We start from the raw sequence: 18,224 nt of genomic DNA on the forward strand, positions 1-18,224 counted from the left end.
GAGCGTCCACGCAGCGAGCCGCGCGCGCCGGACGCGGAATGTCCATGGCGTTCGTCGGCGTCGGCCCTCTCTCACGTGGTCAGCGCGCGTGGTGGCGCCGAGCGGTGTGCGTCCCGGGGTGACGCGCCCGCGAGCACGCGCCTTGCCGTGCGGGGGCGGAGCGCCCCCGCGCGGGCCCTCCGCGCCGCGCGGCGCCGGACGCGCTGCCCACACGGGCGAGGAACACCATGGCCAGCCTGAGCACGGAGAGCACACCCCGGGAGCGCCTGGATCGCGCGATAAGCGTCCTCGGCCGGATCCGGATGTACTGGCGCGGAGCGGCCGCGATGATGGCCGTCGGACTCGCGATCTCCTTGTCCCTGGCGCTCGCCACGAAGCGGGTGTGGCGGAGCGAGGCCACCATCCTTTACCGCGACACCATCCAGACCGGCCGCGATTCCCAGAGCGGCACCGCGCGCGCGGCGCGCCTCGGGTCGAAGCTGAAGGACGCGCTCACGGCGCGCGGGACGCTCGCCGGCGTCGTCGAGGCGTTCGGGCTCTACCCGGAGAAGTCCGCCCGCTCGATGGTCGAGGCCGTCGAGGAGATGAAGACCCACGTCGGCTTCCGCGCGCAGAGCAGCGATACGTACGTCATCTCGTTCACCCACGACGATCCGCACGTGGCGCAGCAGGTCGCCGCCCGCCTCACGCAGATCCTGCTCGACGACTACCGCCGCGACAGCCTCGGCACGGCGACGATGACCCGCGACTTCCTGCGGAAGGAGCTCGCCGAGGCCAGCTCCAAGGTCGACGCGGCGAGCCGCGCGCTGGCGACGTTCCTCGCCAGGAATCCGCAGTTCCAGTGGGGGCTCAACGACTCTCCGTACGCGCCGACGCCCCAGCCGCTCGGCTCGCCCGGCGCCCCGGCGACCGCCGCCGCCCGCGCCCTGCCAGCGCAGCCAGCTCGCCCGGCCGACCCGCAGCTCGCGGCGCTCGAGCGCCAGCTCGCCCGGGTCGAGGCGCTGCTCGGGGCCGCGCGGTCGCCGGCCGTGGCGCCAGGGCAGCCGCTGCCCCAGAGCGTCGTCGAGGCGCAGCGGGCCCGCACCGCCGCTGTCGCCGCGGTCGCGTCGGCCGAGGCGGCGCTCGCCGAGAAGCTCACGACCGTGACCCCGATCCACCCGGACGCCGTCGCCGCGAAGCGCCGCGTCGAGGCGGCGAAGAGCCAGCTCGCCGCGGCCGAGAGCGCGCTCGGGCTCGTGCGCGCGGGCGTCACCGAGGCGCCGGCCGGCGAGGAGCGCGCGCTCACGCCGGCGCGGCGCGCGGCGCTCGCGGCGGAGCGGACCGCGCTCCTCCGGCAGATCGCGGGCCTGCGCGCGCGCGCCGCAGGCGGCAGGGCGTCCGTAGGGGGCGAGGCGCCGCGCGCGCCGGCGGAGAGCGCGGCCAGGGGCGAGGCGCCGCGCGCCCCGCCGTGGGCGGCCGACGGAGCCGCCGAGGAGCGCGTGATCGAGCTCGAGACCGAGTGGCACCGGCTGCGCCTCGATCTCGAGCGGGCGCGCGAGTACCTGAAGACCGTTCAGGCCAACGAGCGGTCCGCGGACCTGTCCGCGGACGCCGCCGAGAACAAGAGCGAGACCGAGCTCGACGTCCTCGACCAGGCCTACCTGCCGAGCCGCCCCGACCGCGGGCGGGGCCGCGTCTTCTTCGCGGGCGCCGCTGTGACGTTCTTCTTCGCGCTCGGCGTCGCCGGGGCCCGGGTGCTGCTCAACGACACGCTCTATGACGGCGGCGACATCCACGCGCTCGGCGGCCCGGCCCTGCTGGCCGTGATGCCGGAGCTCCCGGCGTGCCCGCCGCTCCGCGAGCGCACGATCGTGCCGGCGTACTGCGCAGAGCCGCTCGGCGGGCCCGGGTACGGCGCGGAGCCGTCCGGCGGGCCCGGGTACGGCACGGAGCCGGCCGGCGTGGCTGGGCCCGGCGCGGAGCCGCCGGGGGAGGCCAGGCACGGCGCCGAGCCGTCCAGCGCGGCTGGGCTCAGCGCGGAGCCGCCCGGCGGGTACGGGCACGGCGCAGAGCCTTCCGGCGCGCCGGAAGAGGCCGCTCCGGCCGGCGCCGTCCCGGATCCGGAGGACACGCTCCGGGATGGCCTCGATCTCGGCGACTGCGAGGTGACCGACCGGACGTCATGGAGCGCGCCCGAGGCGCCGCTCGCCTGCGTGGGCGTGCGTTCGTTCGCGCGCGCCGGCAGCCCCGCGTTCGACGGGCCCGAGGTGGTGATGATCGGCGCGGACCTCGATCCCGAGGGGCACGGGGTGTTCGAGCTGCTCCGGGGAGCGCCCGCGCCCGCGCTCGCGGCGCTCCGGGTCCTCCGGCACCGGCTCGATCAGCGGCGGGCGGGCGAGCCGCTGGCGGTCGCGGTGGTGAGCCCCGGCCGGGCCGAGGGCAAGACCGCGCTCGCGGTCCGCCTCGCGATGACGCTCGCCGAGGCCGAGCGCGCGCGGGTGCTGCTCGTCGACGGCCACCTGGCGTGCCCCCGCGTCGCGGCGACGCTCGGCCTGCGGCTGCCCGCGCACGCGAGCTTCTCGGAGCAGCTCCGGCGGCGGATGGCGGGCGAGATCCGCCCGCTCGGCGTCATCGCCGTCAGCCAGTCGCTCTCGGTGCTCGCGGAGCCATCGCTCGAGGCGAGCTACCCCGCGGCGCTCCACTCGGTCCACTTCGAGGCCGCGATGCGCACGCTGCGGCGCTATCACGACTACGTCGTCATCGACGGCCCTCCGGTCCTCGGCTCGGGCGACGCCAACGTCATCGAGGATGCCGCTGACGGCATCGTCCTGGTCGCGCGCGCCTCGCTGACCCGGGCGTCGTCGCTGACGAGGGCCGCCGAGCAGCTCGGCGATCGCCGCATCCTCGGGGTGGTCCTCAACGACGTCGCGCCGAGGCCCGTCGTCAGGAAGCGGATCTGCATCGATGGCGAGCCAGCGGGACAGTCAGTCTGAGGAGAGGCGAGGAGGCGCCGAGAGGGCAGCAGCGAAAGGAGCGCGGGAGGAGCCGCGGTGGTGCGCCGGCGCCCGTATCGAGTTCATTCGATTCTGTGTCGGCTCTTCAGCGATCTCGCGGCATCTTCGCGATCAGAACGTGATCTTTATCGCGTCGGCCGACTTGTTCGCCTGGCCGTGGTGGACGACCTCGATGTTGTTGCCATCCGGGTCGAGCACGAACGCCGCGTAGTAGCCAGGGTGGTACGGGCGCTTGCCCGGAGCGCCGTTGTCCTTGCCGCCCGCGGCGACCGCGGCGGCGTGGAACCGATCGACCGTCGCGCGGTCGCTCGCCTGGAAGGCGAGGTGCGCTCGGCCCGTGGGCACACCGGCCGCGGACGGCGAGTCCACGCTGGAGATGAAGAGCTCGTCGGCCCAGAAGTAATCGTCGGCCTCGCCTCCGATCGGGATCCCGATCGTCTCGAAGACGGCCCGATAGAACTTCTTGCTCGCCGCGAGGTCGGCCACGACGAGCTGAACGTGATCGATGAGGCGCCCGCGATAGATCTCTCGTATTTCCATTGCTCCGGGATACCGCACATCGCCCCCGGTGCAAGCGGACTCATTCGAGCTCATCGGCTCGCGGGCCACGCGCGGCGCGGTTGTTTACGCCGCGCGCCGCGCGCCCGGGCCTTCAGCCGATCTTGAAGTTGATCGATTTCGGCCGCGTCAGGTGCAGGAACCCGAGCGTCGAGAGCGTCGCGCCCTTGCCGCTGTTCTTCGCGCCCGTCCACGGGAGCGCCGGATCCAGGGTGTCACACTGGTTCATGTAGACCGTGCCGACGTCGAGCTCGCGCGCGAGCCGCGCGGCGCGCTCGCGGTCGCGCGTCCAGACCGACGCGGTGAGCCCGAGATCGCTGTCGTTCATCAGCGCGAGCGCCTCCTCGTCGGATGAGACCGGCACGATGGGCAGCACCGGCCCGAACGACTCGATGCGCATCACGTCGAGATCGGGCGCCGTGTCCACGAGGAGCGTCGGCTCGAAGAAGCGCCCGCGGCCCTCGACCTGGGTCGCCCGACCGCCGCAGAGCGCCTTCGCCCCCCGGGAGAGCGCCTGCTTCACCTGCGCCTCCAGGAACGCCGGCGCATGCGGCTGCGCCATCGGACCCAGGTTCGTCCGCTCGTCGGTCGGATCGCCGAGGACATAGCGCTTCATCAGCTCCAGCGCGGCCTCCACGAACTTCGGATACAGGTCGCGGTGAACATACGCGCGCTCGACAGCGCAGCAGCTCTGTCCCGCGTTGTAACAGGCGCCGTCGACGATCCCGTCCACCGCCTTCTCGAGATCCGCGTCGGCCGCGACGTAGGCGCCGTCCTTCCCGCCGAGCTCCAGGCCGGCGTCGACGGCCACCTTCTTCGATGTGGCCGCATAGATCCTGCGTCCGCCTTCGACGGAACCGGTGAAACCGACGAAGTTGACCCGCGGGTCCGATGCGATGCGCTCGGACGTGGGGTGGTCGCAGTGGAAGGCCTGGACGAGGCCGGGCGGCGCGCCGGCCTCCGCGAACGCCGTCGCGAAGTGCTCTCCGCAGAGCGGCGAGCGCGGCGAGTGCTTGAGCAGCACCACATTGCCCGAGAGCACCGCGGGGATGACCACGTTCACGGCGGTGAGGAGCGGATAATTCCAGGCGGGCAGATTGAAGACCACACCGAGCGGAGCGCGCACGATCCGCCGCTCGAGCCCGGGGAGCTCCGGCAGGATCACATCGGCGAGCGCGCCCTCGGCGATCGAGATCATATGCCGGGCTCGCTTGGCCATCCCCGCGACTTCATTGCGGGATTGGCGCAGCGGCTTGCCCATCATGCGGGTGATGTCGGCGGCGATCGACGGGGCGTTGGCCTCGATGTGCTCGACCGCACGCTGGCACAGGGCGGCGCGCTCGGCGATGGATGTGTGCGAGAAGCGCCGCGCGGCGGCGGTCGCCGTGTCGAGGAGGCGGTCGACGGCGGCCTCGTCTGCAAGAGGCCGGCGGACGGCTTCCTCGAGGGTATACGGGTTGTCGATCACAAGGTCGGACATGGCGGGGGAGATTAACCCAGTTCCCTGCGGGGCCAAGCGTCGTCTAGACTCTGGGCGAATGCGCGCCACCGCGGCAGGTCTATCCGACGTCGGCAGGGAGCGGGTCCACAACGAGGACCGATACATCCTCCTCCCCGAGTTCAACGTCTACGTCGTCGCGGATGGCATGGGCGGGCACGAGGCCGGCGAGGTCGCGAGCCGGATCGCCGCGAGCGCCATCGCCGGCTACTTCCGCGACGCGAACGGCAAGCGGCGCAAGGCGTCGACCGGCGACAGGCTGCGCGCCGCCGTGACGTACGCGAACGCGCGCATCTTCGCGCACGCCGACGACTCGCGGTTCTACCGTGGGATGGGGACCACGGTCGTCGCCGCGGCGTTCTCGCCGCGGGAGCGCAAGTTCTACGTCGCCCACGCCGGCGACAGCCGCTGCTACCTCCTCCGCAACGGCGATATCTCGCAGCTGACCCGCGACCACTCGCTCATCGCGGACGCGCTCCTCGAGCGGCCCGACCTCACGGAGCGCGACCTCGCCTACCTGCCCCGCAACGTGATCACGCGGGCGCTCGGCATCGCCCCCAGCGTCGACATCGACCTGCGCGCGGAGCGCGTCGAGGCCGGCGACGTGTTCCTCCTCTGCTCCGACGGCCTCCACGGGCTCGTGGACGATCGCGAGATCGCGCGCATCGTCGAGGACAACGCCGTGCTCGCCGACGCGTGCTGCAAGCTCATCGACTGCGCCAACGAGAACGGTGGCCGCGACAACATCACCGCCGTGCTCATCCGGATCGAGGAGACGGCATCGGCGTCGTGGAGCCAGCGCCAGGGCGTCAAGAGCCGCAGCGCGCGGTAGCATCGGAGGGAGGCGTGCGGAGGGGGGCGGGAGCGCGCCGCGCCGTCGCGTGGGCGGCGCCGCCGCGCCCGTGCCGCGTGCACGTGGGCTGAAGACAAGGGAGGTCATGCATGCGAACCAGGTGGATCGGGATGGGGCTCTTCGTCGGCGCGCTGCTCGCGTGGGGCTGCGGCGGCGAGGCGGCGCTCGGCGAGGCGTGCGAGGAAGAGGGCGCGGACGGCGAGTGTGAGGGCGGGGCGGTCTGCGGCAAGCCCGACGACAGCGCGGCGCTCGAGTGCCTGAAGACGTGCGTCGAGCAGTCGGACTGCCCCGCGGAGCAGGAGTGCAACGGCATCTCCGGCTCGGACCTCAAGGGCTGCAGGCCGAAGTAGGGGAGGGCGCGGTGTCCACGCCGCGAGCGCGGCGCGCCAGCGCGCCGCGCTCAGAGCACGCCGGCGTGCGCGCGATCGAGCAGGCCGTCCATCACCTCGAACAGCTGCCGGTTGCCGTCCTGGGAGTAGCCCGCGAGCTTCTCTTCGCAGGCCGGGATGGCCTTCACGAAATCGGCGACGACGGCCGGGTCGTCCAGTGAATCGGCGCCGCGGCCGAAGCCCTCGCGCTCGAGGTAGCGGGCGTTGAGCACCTGCTCGAACTGGCGGCCGAGGGGGACGGCGAGCATCGGCTTGCGCAGGTAGACCGCCTCCCCCATCAGCGTGAACCCGCCGCCGGCGATGACGGCGCGGCACGAGGCGAGGTCGTCGATGAAGCCCTCCTCGCTGAAGGGGCGGTAGCGCAGGTTGCCCTCGACCTGCTCCTCCGTGATGTTCCGGCGCATCCCGTAGATGCGGCACTCGAGCCCGGTCTTCGCGAGCGTCGCCGAGAGCGCGTCGTTCCCCTCGGCGGTCTGGTAGACGAGCAGGTGCTCCCCGGGGCGGCGGTTCGCGGCGATGATCTCGGGGCGGAGGATCGGCGGGACCAGCGTCGTCTCCTGCTTGCGGACCGGCGGGCGGAAGAACGTGGCGATGACGTAATGGTTGCAGAACGGCAGCTTGCTCTTCACGAACGCGCGCGTGAGCTGGAAACCCGCCTCGTGGCCGGCGAGGATCTCCGCGTCGTGGGTGCACCGGTTGATGATCTGCATGTTGTCGACCGAGAGGATCGGCAGCCGGTGGAGCTTGGCGTAGAGGTACGTCCACGACTCGAAGTCGCTGACGGTGAGCTCGGGGCGAAAGTCCTTGATGAGCTCGAAGTACGCGGCGATGTTCTTCGGCGTGCCCGTCGCGCCGGAGAGCACGTTGGACCAGAGCGTCTTGCCGCGACGCACCCGGTTCTCCTCGTAGATCATGTGGAGCCCGTGGATGCGGTTCACCCCCGCGAAGCGCTTGGACAGGAAGTCGGTCGCCCTGCCCGACGCCATGATCTCGAGCTCGTGTCCCTGCGCGAGCAGGTGTTCGATCACCACGCGCGAGCGCATGGCGTGCCCCATCCCTTCGCCGACGACGCCATAGAGGATCTTCATGACGCGCGAGTGTAGCGGGGGCTTTGGGGCGTTCGGAAGGAAACGGCGCCGCCGCGGCGCGGACGGCGACCGAGCGCAGGCGGCGCCGCGGCGCGGGCGGCGAGCGTGACGCCCCGCCGCCGGATCTGGAGCGAGCTGCTGCCGCTCGAGGTGGTGCGGATGCCCGGGACGCTCGCGCTGCTGCGTCGGTATGCGCTGGAGCTCTCGATCGCGGTGCGGCCGGACACAGCGGCGGGGCTGCCGGATCTCGTCGCGGCGTGCGCGGACGCGGGGGTGGCGGTCGCGGTGTGGCCGATGATCGCGGACGAGGACGGGCGCTGGGCGAGCGCCTGCAACGCGGCGGCGTTCGGCGCGTTCGTCGCGCGGCTGCTGGACGCGCTCGACGCGCGGCGCCTGGCCGCGGCGGAGATCGTGTTCGACCTCGAGCCGCCGATCGATGCGGTGCGGCGGGCGCTCGCCGGGGGGCGCGGCGCGCTCGATCTGCTCGGCGGTGGGCCACGGGAAGCGCGGGGGAGCCCCCGGTGGATCGAGGCGCAGCGCGCGTACGCGGAGCTGGCGGGCGCGGTGCACGCGCGCGGGATGGCGACCTCGGCCGCGATCGTGCCGCTCGTCTTGACCGACGGGCCGGCGCGCGGCTGGGAGCGGCTGCTCGGGACGCCCGTGTCCGCGCCGCCGTGGGGGCGCGTCGGCGCGATGCTGTACACATCGCTGTTCGAGGGGTATTCGCGCGGCGCGCTCGGCCGGGAGGACGCGGTCGCGCTGCTCGCCTGGGGGTGCCGCGCCGCGGCCCGGCGGTTCGGTCCGAGGGCGGGCGCCTCGCTGGGCGCCGTGGGCAAAGGCGCGCTCGGCGACGAGCCGGTCTACCGCTCGGTCGCCGAGCTCCGCGAGGACGTGGCCGCCGCGGAGGCGGCCGGGGTCTCGGATCTCTCGCTGTTCGACCTCGGCGGGGTGCTGGCGCGGCCGCCGGCCGAGGCCTGGCTGGAGGCGTTCGTGGCGCCGCCGGAGGCGCATTCGCCCCGGGATACGCTGCGGGCGCGCGGCGTGGTCGCGGCCGCCGCGCTCGTGGGTCGGGCGGCGGGCTGCGCTCGCCGGCTCACCTCGCCGTGACGGCGGTCTCACCCGTGGTGGGACTTGCCCTGGCCGCGGTAGCGCTTCCAGTGATGTCTCTTGTTCTTGTTCTTCGGCCTGCTGTTGTTGGACAGGCCGATAGACGTCTTCTTCGTGTGCACTGACATGGCGCCGTCATGGCGCCGAGACGGGGCGGGCGACAGGGGGTCACGGACGCCAGCGCCGCTCAGGCCGGACCGCCGGGCTGAGGAGGCGACGACTTCCCTGATAGGTCAGGGCGGGGCGCTCTTGGCGGATTGCCGGTTCGTCCCCATCGCGGGAAAGCTCAGGCGCTCTCGCGATCGGGCGCTCGCGCGGCGGGCGACTCCGCTGCGCTGATCGCCGCGGCCGCCTGCAGGCTCTGCGCCGCCTCGGCGGCGCCCGCGGAGGCATGTCGGATGCGCCGCTTCGTCTGCACCATGTGCACGATCTGGTCGAGGATCACGGCGACGAGGATCACGGCGCCGATGATGATGAAGGTCCAGTTCGGGTCCAGGCGCCAGATGCGTTGAATGCGGTCAGCGTCCTGGTACGGCAGCTGGAACATATTGATGCCGTTGTCGATGACGCGCATCACCGCGGAACCGATGATGATGCCGAGCACCGTGCCTTCACCCCCGCGAAGCGAGCAGCCGCCGAGCACGGCCGCGGCGATCGCATACATCTCGTACGCGATGCCGACCTGCTGCGACATCTGCCCGATGTACGAGGCGTAACAGACGCCAGCCACGCCGCCGAGGCCCGCGGAGATCACATAGGTAGACGTCTCCACCCGCCTCACGTTGATGCCGGAGTACTCGGCCGCGTCGCGGTTGCCGCCGATCGCATACACGTAACGGCCGAACACCGTGAAGTGCAGCGCATAGGTCGCCACGGCGCTCACGGCGAGGAACATCAGGAGCGGGTACGGGACGAGCGCGTCGCTCCCGCTCTTGAGCAGCCCGCCGTTCGCGAGGGCGAGCAGCGGCGAGCCACCGAGGCTCAGGGTGCCCCCCTGGGCGATGGTCTGCGAGACGCCGCGCAAGAACAACATGCCGCCGAGCGTGACGATGAACGGCTGCAGCTTGAGCCGCGTGATCAACAAGCCCTGGCCGAGGCCGATCAGCAGCGCCACGCCGAGCGCCACCGGAATGCCGATCCACAGCGGGTAGCCCAGGCCGCCGAGCTGGGTCGATGAGAGCTTGGCGATGAGGACGCCCGTCAGGCCGATCACGGACCCGATCGACAGATCGATGCCGCCGGCGATGATGACGAACCCGATGCCCATCGCGAAGATCCCGAGCATCGAGATCTGCCGCAGGGTGTTGATCGAGTTCGACTGCCCGAGGAAATCCGGGTTCGAGATGTAGAGGCCCAGACACATCACGACGAGCGCGATGGTCATCCCGAGCTCGCGCCTCACGACAGAGCCTCCTTGTCCGCGTGGCCCGTCATCAAGGTCGCGATCCGCTCCTGGCTGAGCCGTTCCCGCGGCAGCACGCCCTTGATGCGTCGCTCGTGCATGACGGCGACGCGATCGCTCATTCCGATGATCTCTTCCATGTCCGAGCTGACCATCAAGATCGTGATGCCTTCATCCGCGAGGGCGGCCATGTGGCGGTAGATCTCGGCTTTGGCGCCGACGTCGATGCCCCGCGTCGGCTCGTCCAGGATGAGCACGCGCGGGTTCATGGCCAGCCATTTTCCGAGCACCACCTTCTGCTGGTTTCCGCCGGAGAGGTTCACGACGGGCTGACGAATGCCGGGCGTCTTCGTCCTCAAGCGCTCCACCTCCGATTCGGCGACCCGGCGCTCCGTCTCCCTGTTCAAGAAGCCCCAGCGGCCGTAGCTGCCGATGTTGGGCAGGGAGGTGTTCTCTGCGACGCTGAGCGGCAGCACGAGGCCGTGGCGCTTGCGATCCTCCGGCGCCAGGTAGACACCGCGGTCGATGGCATCCCTGGGTTTTCGAGGAGCAAACCCCTTGCCTTCGAGCGTCATGCGTCCCCCGAGCGCCTTCGTCACCCCGAAGATCGTCTGCATGAGCTCCGTGCGGCCCGAGCCGACCAGGCCGGCGAAGCCGAGGATCTCCCCGTGTCCGGCCGAAAAAGAGACCTGCGCGGGCGCGCCGGGCACGACGAGCCCCTCGACCACCAGCACGGGCTCGGTCGATCGGCGGGGCCGCCTCTCCGGGAAGTAGTGCGCGCTGAGCTCGCGGCCCACCATCATGGCGACGATCCGTTCGCGCGTCGCCTCCGCGCGCGTGAGGTCCCCGACGTAGCGGCCGTCGCGCAGGACCGTCACCCGGTCCGCAAGCGTCATGACCTCTTCCATCCGGTGCGAGATGTAGACGATGCCGATGCCGTCCGCCCGGAGCTTGCGGATGATCCCGAAGAGGTGCTCGGACTCACCGCTCGTGAGCGACGAAGTCGGCTCGTCCATGATGAGGATGCGCGCGCTCAGGGCGAGCGCCTTGGCGATCTCGACCATCTGCATCTGGCCCGCGGTCAACGCGGACACCGGGGTCGAGGGCGGGAGCGGCAGGCCCACGCGCAGGAGCAGCTCCCTGGCGCGGGCGTGCATGTCGCCCTTCTTCAGCGGACGGAGGAGCAGCCCTGTCGCGCCGCCTTCGTTGCCGAGGAAGATGTTGGCCGCGATGTCCAGGTTTGGCGCCAGCATCAGCTCCTGATGGATGAGCGCGATGCCGAGGCGCTTGGCGGCGCGCACGCTCTCGATGGCGACGCTCTTTCCGTCGATGCGGATCTCGCCCTCATCGGGCTGCTGGGCGCCCCCCAGGATCTTCATGAGCGTGCTCTTGCCGGCGCCGTTCTCGCCCATGAGGGCGAGCACCTCGCCCGGCTTCAGCGAGAGAGAGACGCCCTGGAGCGCGACCACGCCGGGAAACCGCTTGGTGATCGCGCGCATCGAGAGCAGATCCGGGGCGGTCGCGGTCACGCTCACTTCTTCATTTCGGCGAGCTGCTGTTTGAAGGCCGCCACGTTGGTCTTTTCGATCACCTCGATGCCGGTGTCGATGCTCTTGTTGGCCGGGATCTGCGCCTTCGCCGTGTCGGGCTTGACCGAGAGCTCATGCGCCCACTTGCTCGCCAGGTAACCGAACTGAAACGGCTTCTGGACGACCGTGGCCGAGATCGTGCCGTTCTCGATGGCCGTGAGCGTCTCCTGCTCCTCGTCGAACACCGCCGCGAGGACCTTCCCCTTCTTCCCGAGCGCCTCGATGGCCGCCGCGATGGCGGGGCCGTTGTAGGACCACAGGCCTGCGACGAGCTTCAGGTCCGGGTGCGCGTTGATGATGTCCTCCACGTTGGAGCGCGCCTTCGCGCGGTCGGTGTTGTCCTCGCGCTTGTCGACGATCTCGATGTTCTTGCCGGCGATCGCGTCCTGGATGCCTTGCAGGCGCTGCTTCGCGTTGTCCGCGGAGAGCGTGCCGACGAACACGGCCATCTTACCGCCTTCCGGGAGGAGCTTCACGATATAGGCGCCGAGCGCCTTGCCGGCCTCGTGGTTGTTGGTGCCGATGTAGAGCAGTCGGCTCGACGCCGGGGCGTCCGAGTCGAACGTGATGAGCTTGCTCTTCTCGGCCACCTTGTTGAGCACCGGGACCTGATCGGCGGGCGCGATGGCGCTCACGGCGATGGCGTCGTAGCCCTGACTCGAGAGGTTTTCGAGGATCTGGTTCTGCTCCTCCGTGGTGCCGTTCGACGGCATCTTCACGTCGACCTGAACCTTGCTTTCTTGCTCGTATTTCCGGACGCCCGCCTGAGCGATCTTCCAGAACTCGGACGCGTTGTTGGTGACGAAAGCGAGCTTGACGACCTTCGGCTTCGAGCCGGCGCCCTCGGCTGGCGCGGCGCCCGTCCCCTCGCTCTTCTCGTTGCACCCCGTCATGGCGAGCAGCCCCAACAGGAAGGGCGCTACGACCGCCCAACCCTTGCCCCAGGACTTCGTCTCTTTCACGGCTGGTCTCCTTGCTGATTCACTTCAAGAACGTGTTGACATCACGCGTGGCGTCGCCCTTACCCGGCCGTTGTCCCCGTGATCTGCCGCAAAGCTGGCGGCGCGTCTTTCCACAGTGCGCCCCGGTGGCTGGGGTCTACCCTCCGCGTCCCTGGAGGCCGAACCACTCCTCGGTCTCCACCATCGGAATGTATCCGAGGACAAAGGATGCCCGCAGGAATTCATTGTGAACGTTCACATTTTCGGTGTCAACTCCGATCGGCGGGTGCTGGGCGCGCGGGACGTCACGGGTTAAGGCTGATCGAAGAATTGTCAGGGCACGGGAACGCACGGTCGCCCGGTGCGATCCGGGGCGTTGCGCCTGCCGAAGGCGCGCAGGGTCTGCGACTCAGCACATCGAGCATGGGCTGAGATGACGGCGCTGGGCGATTTCTGTAGGTTGGCAGGAAATATGCCAGTCTTCCGGTGCGTGCGTTGGCGACCTTTGCGCAGCGTGTGATAGGTTGGTGCGGTTCGAGCATATTTGTCTTGCGACATTGGCTTGAGCGCGCGGAGGTGCCTGTGAATCGAAGCAAGCGGTGGGTCGTTGACGCGACCTGGGTGATGTCCGTCGCCGCGGCGCGTGCCCGGACGGGGGTCGCGCTCGGCGTGGTGCTCGCGGCCGCGGCGTGCGGCGAGGAGGGCGGCGACCGCGGTGCGATCGCGGGGAGCGGCGGGTGGGGGACGGGCGGCGCGCTCGCGACAGGCGGAGCCTCGGAGACGGGCGCCGGGGTCGGCGGCGCGGAGAGCAGCGCGAGCGGCGGCGCGCCAGGGGATGGGGGAGCGGAGGGCACCGCGAGCGGGGGCGCGGAGAGCACCGTGAGCGGCGGCGCGCCGGGCAACGGCGGAGCGGCCGGGGAGGGCGGTGGTCCGGGCAGCGGGGGCGCGGGCGGAGCGAGCGACACCTGCAGCAGGGCCGCTGCCTGCGGGACGCACAAGTGGGCGTGCTGGCCCATGCCCAACCCGGCGGGCAGCGGCCTGCCCAACCCCGCGAGCTACACCGATGTGGGGGGCGGCGTGGTGCGCGACAACGTCACATGCCTCGAATGGCAAGAGACCCCTCCTTCCGAGGCGTACACGTGGGAGCAGGCGATCGGCTATTGCGACGGCCTGACGCTCGGCGGGTCCTCCGACTGGCGCCTTCCCACGCGCATCGAGATGACGTCGATCGTCGACTTCACCCGGAGCCCGGCCATCGACAGGGGCGCGTTCCCGGGGGCGCGCGGGGGCTTCCACAAGACGGCATCCGACTGGATCCTCACCATCCGGCAGGCCGGCGCCGGCGCGGGGCGCGACTATGCCTGGGCCTTCAACCTGAGCGACGGGATCGTCAGCAACGCCTACTCCAAGGCGACCGCGGCGAGCCTGCGCTGCGTGCGAGGCAACGGCGATGGCGAGGCGCCGAGCAGCCCGGCCGTGGCCCCGCCCGACCAGTACACCGTCGTGTCGCCCGGCGAGGTGATGGACAGGTACACAGGCCTCGTCTGGCAGCAGGGGTATTCGCCGGCCACGATGGCCTGGGCCGAGGCGGAGGGCTACTGCGCGACGCTCGATCTCAACGGCCACGCGTGGCGCCTGCCCAGCATCCGGGAGCTCGCGACCCTCGTCGACGAGGCGCAGGTGGCGCCGTCGATCAACCGCACGATGTTCCCCGACACGCAGTACGGCTCCCGCAGCAACGACTGGTACTGGGGCTCCCACGCGGCCGTGGGGAACGCCGCGGCGGCCTGGGCGCTCAATTTCGACGACGGCTTCACCGGGTTCAACGCGGGTGAGAGCGGCAAGTGGAACTATTTCACGGCCGCGTGGGTGAAGTGCGTGCGCTGAGGGCGCCGCAGCGGCCGTCGCGCTTCGCCTGGGGAGCGCGGCGGTGAGGCCGGCGCCGCCGCGCCTCGTTTCGGTGGCGCGCCGCCGCCGGCGTCGGATAGCGTGGCTCGGGTGAGCCCGAGCACGCCGCCGGCGCGCCCTCGCCTCGCCGCCCACGTGCTCGCGCGGCGCCACCTGGTCGGCGAGGAAGAGCGCGTCATCCTCCACGATGCCCGCACGGGGCAGCTGCTCCAGCTCGGCGCTCGGGAGTGGGTCCTGCTCTCCGCGGCCGACGGGACGCGCGACGTCGAGGGCATCGTCATCGCGGCGGCCCGCGAGGGCGCGCACGCGCGTGTGCCCGCGGCGCAGGCGTTCTTCGCGGAGCTCCACGCCGCGGGGCTGCTCGGAGCGGACGACGCCGGCGAGGACGCGGCGCGCTTCGGGTCCACGGCGGCCGCGGCGCTCGACCCGGGGGAGCGCGATCCCCGCCAGCGCCCGCTGGAGGTGCTGCCCGACTTCAGCCTGCACTGCGACGGCCGCGGGAGCTGCTGCCGGATCTACGCCTCGATCCTCTTCGATCCCGAGGAGGCGGCGCGGGCGCGGGCATTGCGGCCCGATGTGCTGAGCGGGGGCGCGCGGCGCGAGCGGGCCTTCACGCCGGAGCGCGGGACGTGGCCGTGCGCGGCCTCCGTCGTGGCGATGCGGGACGGGCGGTGCGCCTACCTCGAGGGCGAGGGGCGCTGCTCGCTCCACGCGAGGGGCGGGCCCGAGGCCAAGCCGCTCGGGTGCCGCACCTTCCCGACCAGCTTCGTCGACGACGGCGAGTCGGTGCGCGTCTCGGTCGCCGTGGAGTGCGCCTGCGTGCTGGCCAGCGCGGGCCGCCCCGGCGGCGCGCCGCTGCTCGATCCGCGGCTCGTCACGCGGGGGGATCTGGACGAGCGCATCGATGTCGCCCGGCTGCCGGACCGCGCGCAGGTGGCGCCCGGCGCGACCGCCTCCCGCGCCGAGGTTGTCGCCTGGTCGCGGCGCCTCGCCGCGGCAGCGCCCCCGCCCGACGTCGCCGCGGGCCTCTTCTCGCTCGCCGGCGCGATCGAGGCCGAGGGCCTCACCGAGGGGGCGATCGCGCGCTTCGAGCGGCCCGATCCGCTGGATCCGGCGGCGCTCGCGCCCTGGCTCGCCGCGCTCCACGGCCGCGCGGCGCGGCGGGCGCGCGAGGACGCCGCCTGGCGGAGCGAGCGGGACCTCGCGGGGAGGGCCACGCGGTGGATCGCGGACGCGACGCTGGCGCTGGCCGAGCCCGACCTGCTCGGCGCGCTGCTCCTCGCGCCCGTGCCCGCGCGCGTGGGCGACCGCGAGCGCTTCACCCTCCGCGCGGCCTTGCACGGCCACCGCCTGCTCGGGGCGCTGCCGCTCTCGCTCGCGCTCCGCGATCGCGCCGTGCGGCTCGTCGTTGCCCGGGCGCTGCCGGCGGTCGTCGACGGGGAGGGCGCGGACGACCCGGCCTGCGCCGAGCCGATCGCGCTCGTGGAGGCGACGCTGCGAGGCCACGGCCTCGACGCGTACGCCGCCGAGGCGGCCACGGCCGGGTGATCGCGTGCGTCTCCTCGAACTCGGAGAGACATCGGCTCCGATCCTGTCGATAATGCGCCCGCGATGAGCCAGCCCCCGCTCGACAACAAGACGGACTTCGCCGCGCATCCACAGCTGCTCGTCGACCGGGACGGCGAGCAGCTGGTCACGATCGTCAAGGCGAGCTTCGAGCTCCAGGGCGACGGCAGCCTCGAGCTCGCGCCCCCCGAGCGCACGCGCGGGGTCCGCCTCGCCGACCTGCCCTGGGAGGAGAAGAAGCCCGAGAGCGTCGCGTACCCCGCCGACGTCTGCCTGTTCAAGCCTGCGACCGACGTGATCTTCGTGGCCACTGCGTACGCGCCGAACGGCAAGGCGGTGCCGTCGTTCGACGTGCGCGTCGAGGTGGGCCCGCTCAGCAAATCGCTCGTCGTGTTCGGCAAGCGGCTCTGGGTGGACAAGGGCGCCGCCCTCACCGCGCCTTCGCCCATCGAGCAGATCGACATGCGCTACGACCACGCCTGGGGCGGGCGGGACGACGACGATCCCGCGGCGCCTCTCGAGGAGCCGCGCAACCCGATCGGCACGGGCGTCACGCGCGCGCCGGCCTCGCTCACCCACCAGCAGGCGCCGGCCATCGAGGATCCCTCGTACCCGATCCGGACCTCGAAGACCGCGCCGCCGCCCGCCGGGATCGGGGTCGTCGGCCGGCACTGGGAGCCGCGCCGCGCGTACGCCGGGACGTACGACGCCGCGTGGCGGGAGAACCGCGCGCCGCTCCTGCCCGAGGACTTCGACCACCGCTTCAACCTCTGCGCCTCGCCGGGCCTCATCGCGGATCCGCCGCTCGCGGGCGGCGAGCCGGTGCGGGCGCTCAACCTCACGCCCGAGGGGGCGCTCAGCTTCGAGCTCCCGAAGGTGCAGGTCGAGATCGAGTTCCACGTGAAGGACCGCGCGCCTGTCGCCTTCGTGCCCCACCTCGACACCGTGCTCGTCGACCTCTACGCCACCGGCCCGCAGAAGCCGGTGGCCGTCGAGATGGTCTGGCGCGCGCACGTCAAGGCGCCCCGGCGGATGAAGGACGCGCGCGTGATCGTGCGCGAGCGGGGGCGAGCGTGAGGCCCCTCGCCGCCATGGTGGCCGCGGGCGCGGTCACGCCCGTCGGGCTGCGCTCGATCGACACCGCCTTCTCGCACCGCGCCTCGGCCGCGGCGATGCGCGAGTCGCCGCTCGTGGACGGGCAGGGCGAGCCCGTCACGATGTGCTTCCTGCCCACGCTCGATCCGCGGGTCACGGGCGCGGCGCGCGCCGTCCTGCTCGCGGAGCGCGCGCTCGGCGAGGCGCTCGAGAAGCTCGGCCCCGCGGCGCGGGGGCTGCGCATGCAGATGGGCCTGTGCCTCGACGAGCACCTGGGGCAGCGGCCGCCTGGCGGCGAGGCCCCGGCGCAGCGGGTCGCCGCCGAGCTCGCCGCGCGGGCGCAAGCGTACGGGTGCGCGCCGGAGATCGCGGTGAAGGTCTCGACGCGAGGGCCCGCCGCGCCGGGGTACTTGCTGCCGGAGCTGTGCGACGCGCTGGCGCGAGGCGCGATCGACGCGGCGCTGCTCGGCGGCGTGCACACCGACTACGACCCAGCGCGCATCGGCGCGCTCGACGCCGCGGGCCGGCTCTTCCGGTCGGACAACCTGGACGCGCTCGTCCCCGGCGAGTGCGCGGCCTTCGTGGTCCTCATGCGCCCCGACGTCGCGCGGCGCGCGCTCCTCCGCGAGCTGGGGCAGATCGTGGGCGTCTCCACCGCGCACGAGCGGGCCCGCCCGGACAACGACGAGTCTGCGTTCCAGGCCACGGGCCTCACCGCCGCGCTCCGCGCTGCGCTCGCGCCGCTCGCCGAGCGCGGGCTGCGGGCCGGCTGGATGCTCACCGATATCACCTTCGAGACCTTCCGCCATTTCGAGCTCCAGGCGGCGTCGGTGCGCACGCAGCAGCTCTTCTGCGATCCGCAGCAGCTGGAGTGCCCCGCCCAGCGGATCGGCGCGCTCGGCGCCGCGGCGATGCCGCTGCACCTCGCCATCGCGTCGGAGGCGTTCGCGCGGGGCTTCGCGCCGCACCCGTGTGCGGTCTCCCTCGCCGGGAGCGACGGCGGGGAGCGCGCGGCGATGGTGGTCGTGGCGCCGGAGTGACGGCGAGCGCGCCGCCCGCGTGCGCGCGTCCGCTCGACGTCGAGCCGAGGAGCCGATCGACGCGCGCTGCGCCTCCTCGCGGCCGAGGGTAGTGGTCAACTTTGCCCAGAGAGAGTCCACATGAAGGCGGGAAGGCGGGAAGATCATTAAGGTTTCCTTCCCGCCTTCATGTTCAAATCTGACCACTATCCGGCCGA

The 18,224-nt window shown here is 72.2% G+C and carries 14 protein-coding genes; 8 read left to right on the forward strand and 6 right to left on the reverse strand.

Translation table 11 applies throughout. The annotated features are described in order from the left end of the window. Window positions 1-227 precede the first annotated feature (227 nt). Entirely contained in the window at window positions 228-2,972 is a 2,745-nt protein-coding gene (locus WMF19_RS18100; protein WP_437900239.1) for a hypothetical protein, read from the forward strand. 132 nt (window positions 2,973-3,104) lie between these two features. Here the strand turns inward: WMF19_RS18100 and WMF19_RS18105 are convergent, their stop codons facing one another. Together WMF19_RS18105 and WMF19_RS18110 are read right to left on the reverse strand one after the other, a co-directional pair. Beyond that, window positions 3,105-3,533, reverse strand: coding sequence for a VOC family protein (locus WMF19_RS18105; RefSeq protein ID WP_437329833.1), 429 nt, complete (start codon window positions 3,531-3,533; stop codon window positions 3,105-3,107). Window positions 3,534-3,645: 112 nt separating this feature from the next. Beyond that, window positions 3,646-5,031: an aldehyde dehydrogenase family protein gene (locus tag WMF19_RS18110; protein ID WP_437901643.1), complete on the reverse strand. Its 1,386-nt coding sequence runs from the start codon at window positions 5,029-5,031 to the stop codon at window positions 3,646-3,648. Between the two features lie 58 nt (window positions 5,032-5,089). Between WMF19_RS18110 and WMF19_RS18115 the strand changes: the two genes are divergently transcribed. Together WMF19_RS18115 and WMF19_RS18120 are read left to right on the forward strand one after the other, a co-directional pair. Beyond that, window positions 5,090-5,881 (forward strand): Stp1/IreP family PP2C-type Ser/Thr phosphatase, encoded by a 792-nt coding sequence (locus WMF19_RS18115; protein WP_437900240.1) that lies wholly within the window; start codon window positions 5,090-5,092, stop codon window positions 5,879-5,881. 110 nt (window positions 5,882-5,991) lie between these two features. Then, window positions 5,992-6,252, forward strand: a complete 261-nt coding sequence (locus tag WMF19_RS18120) for a hypothetical protein (protein WP_437329835.1) — start codon at window positions 5,992-5,994, stop codon at window positions 6,250-6,252. A 50-nt stretch (window positions 6,253-6,302) separates the two neighbouring features. Here WMF19_RS18120 and WMF19_RS18125 read toward each other — a convergent pair whose 3' ends face one another. Next, a complete protein-coding gene (locus WMF19_RS18125) occupies window positions 6,303-7,379 on the reverse strand; it encodes a glycosyltransferase family protein (RefSeq protein ID WP_437329836.1) in 1,077 nt (358 codons plus the stop codon). Between the two features lie 105 nt (window positions 7,380-7,484). On the opposite strand from WMF19_RS18125, the gene WMF19_RS18130 reads away from it, so the two are divergent. Next, window positions 7,485-8,486 (forward strand): hypothetical protein, encoded by a 1,002-nt coding sequence (locus tag WMF19_RS18130; protein ID WP_437900241.1) that lies wholly within the window; start codon window positions 7,485-7,487, stop codon window positions 8,484-8,486. A 286-nt stretch (window positions 8,487-8,772) separates the two neighbouring features. Here the strand turns inward: WMF19_RS18130 and WMF19_RS18135 are convergent, their stop codons facing one another. Genes WMF19_RS18135 through WMF19_RS18145 form a run of 3 tightly spaced genes read right to left on the reverse strand, consistent with a single transcriptional unit; the run spans window position 8,773 to window position 12,439 of the window. Further along, window positions 8,773-9,888, reverse strand: coding sequence for an ABC transporter permease (locus tag WMF19_RS18135; protein ID WP_437900242.1), 1,116 nt, complete (start codon window positions 9,886-9,888; stop codon window positions 8,773-8,775). Then, complete coding sequence (locus WMF19_RS18140; RefSeq protein ID WP_437901644.1) at window positions 9,885-11,387, reverse strand: sugar ABC transporter ATP-binding protein; 1,503 nt, start codon at window positions 11,385-11,387, stop codon at window positions 9,885-9,887. The genes WMF19_RS18135 and WMF19_RS18140 overlap by 4 nt, the downstream gene beginning before the upstream one ends. Window positions 11,388-11,419: 32 nt before the next feature. After that, window positions 11,420-12,439, reverse strand: a complete 1,020-nt coding sequence (locus WMF19_RS18145; protein ID WP_437329839.1) for a sugar-binding protein — start codon at window positions 12,437-12,439, stop codon at window positions 11,420-11,422. A gap of 561 nt (window positions 12,440-13,000) precedes the next feature. On the opposite strand from WMF19_RS18145, the gene WMF19_RS18150 reads away from it, so the two are divergent. The 4 genes from WMF19_RS18150 (at window position 13,001) to WMF19_RS18165 (ending at window position 18,027) form a co-directional block, all read left to right on the forward strand. Further along, the gene (locus WMF19_RS18150) at window positions 13,001-14,305 is read left to right on the forward strand and encodes a DUF1566 domain-containing protein (protein ID WP_437900243.1); all 1,305 of its coding nucleotides are present in this window, start codon (window positions 13,001-13,003) and stop codon (window positions 14,303-14,305) included. Window positions 14,306-14,416: 111 nt separating this feature from the next. Next, on the forward strand, window positions 14,417-15,874 hold the full coding sequence (locus WMF19_RS18155) for a YkgJ family cysteine cluster protein (RefSeq protein WP_437900244.1): 1,458 nt from the start codon (window positions 14,417-14,419) through the stop codon (window positions 15,872-15,874). 63 nt (window positions 15,875-15,937) lie between these two features. Beyond that, window positions 15,938-16,969, forward strand: a complete 1,032-nt coding sequence (locus WMF19_RS18160; RefSeq protein WP_437900245.1) for a DUF2169 family type VI secretion system accessory protein — start codon at window positions 15,938-15,940, stop codon at window positions 16,967-16,969. Next, window positions 16,966-18,027 (forward strand): beta-ketoacyl synthase N-terminal-like domain-containing protein, encoded by a 1,062-nt coding sequence (locus WMF19_RS18165; RefSeq protein ID WP_437900246.1) that lies wholly within the window; start codon window positions 16,966-16,968, stop codon window positions 18,025-18,027. The genes WMF19_RS18160 and WMF19_RS18165 overlap by 4 nt, the downstream gene beginning before the upstream one ends. The last annotated feature ends 197 nt before the right edge of the window (window positions 18,028-18,224 follow it).

The organism is Sorangium sp. So ce124 (assembly GCF_051525235.1).
Classification (GTDB): Bacteria; Myxococcota_A; Polyangia; order Polyangiales; family Polyangiaceae; genus Sorangium; species Sorangium atrum.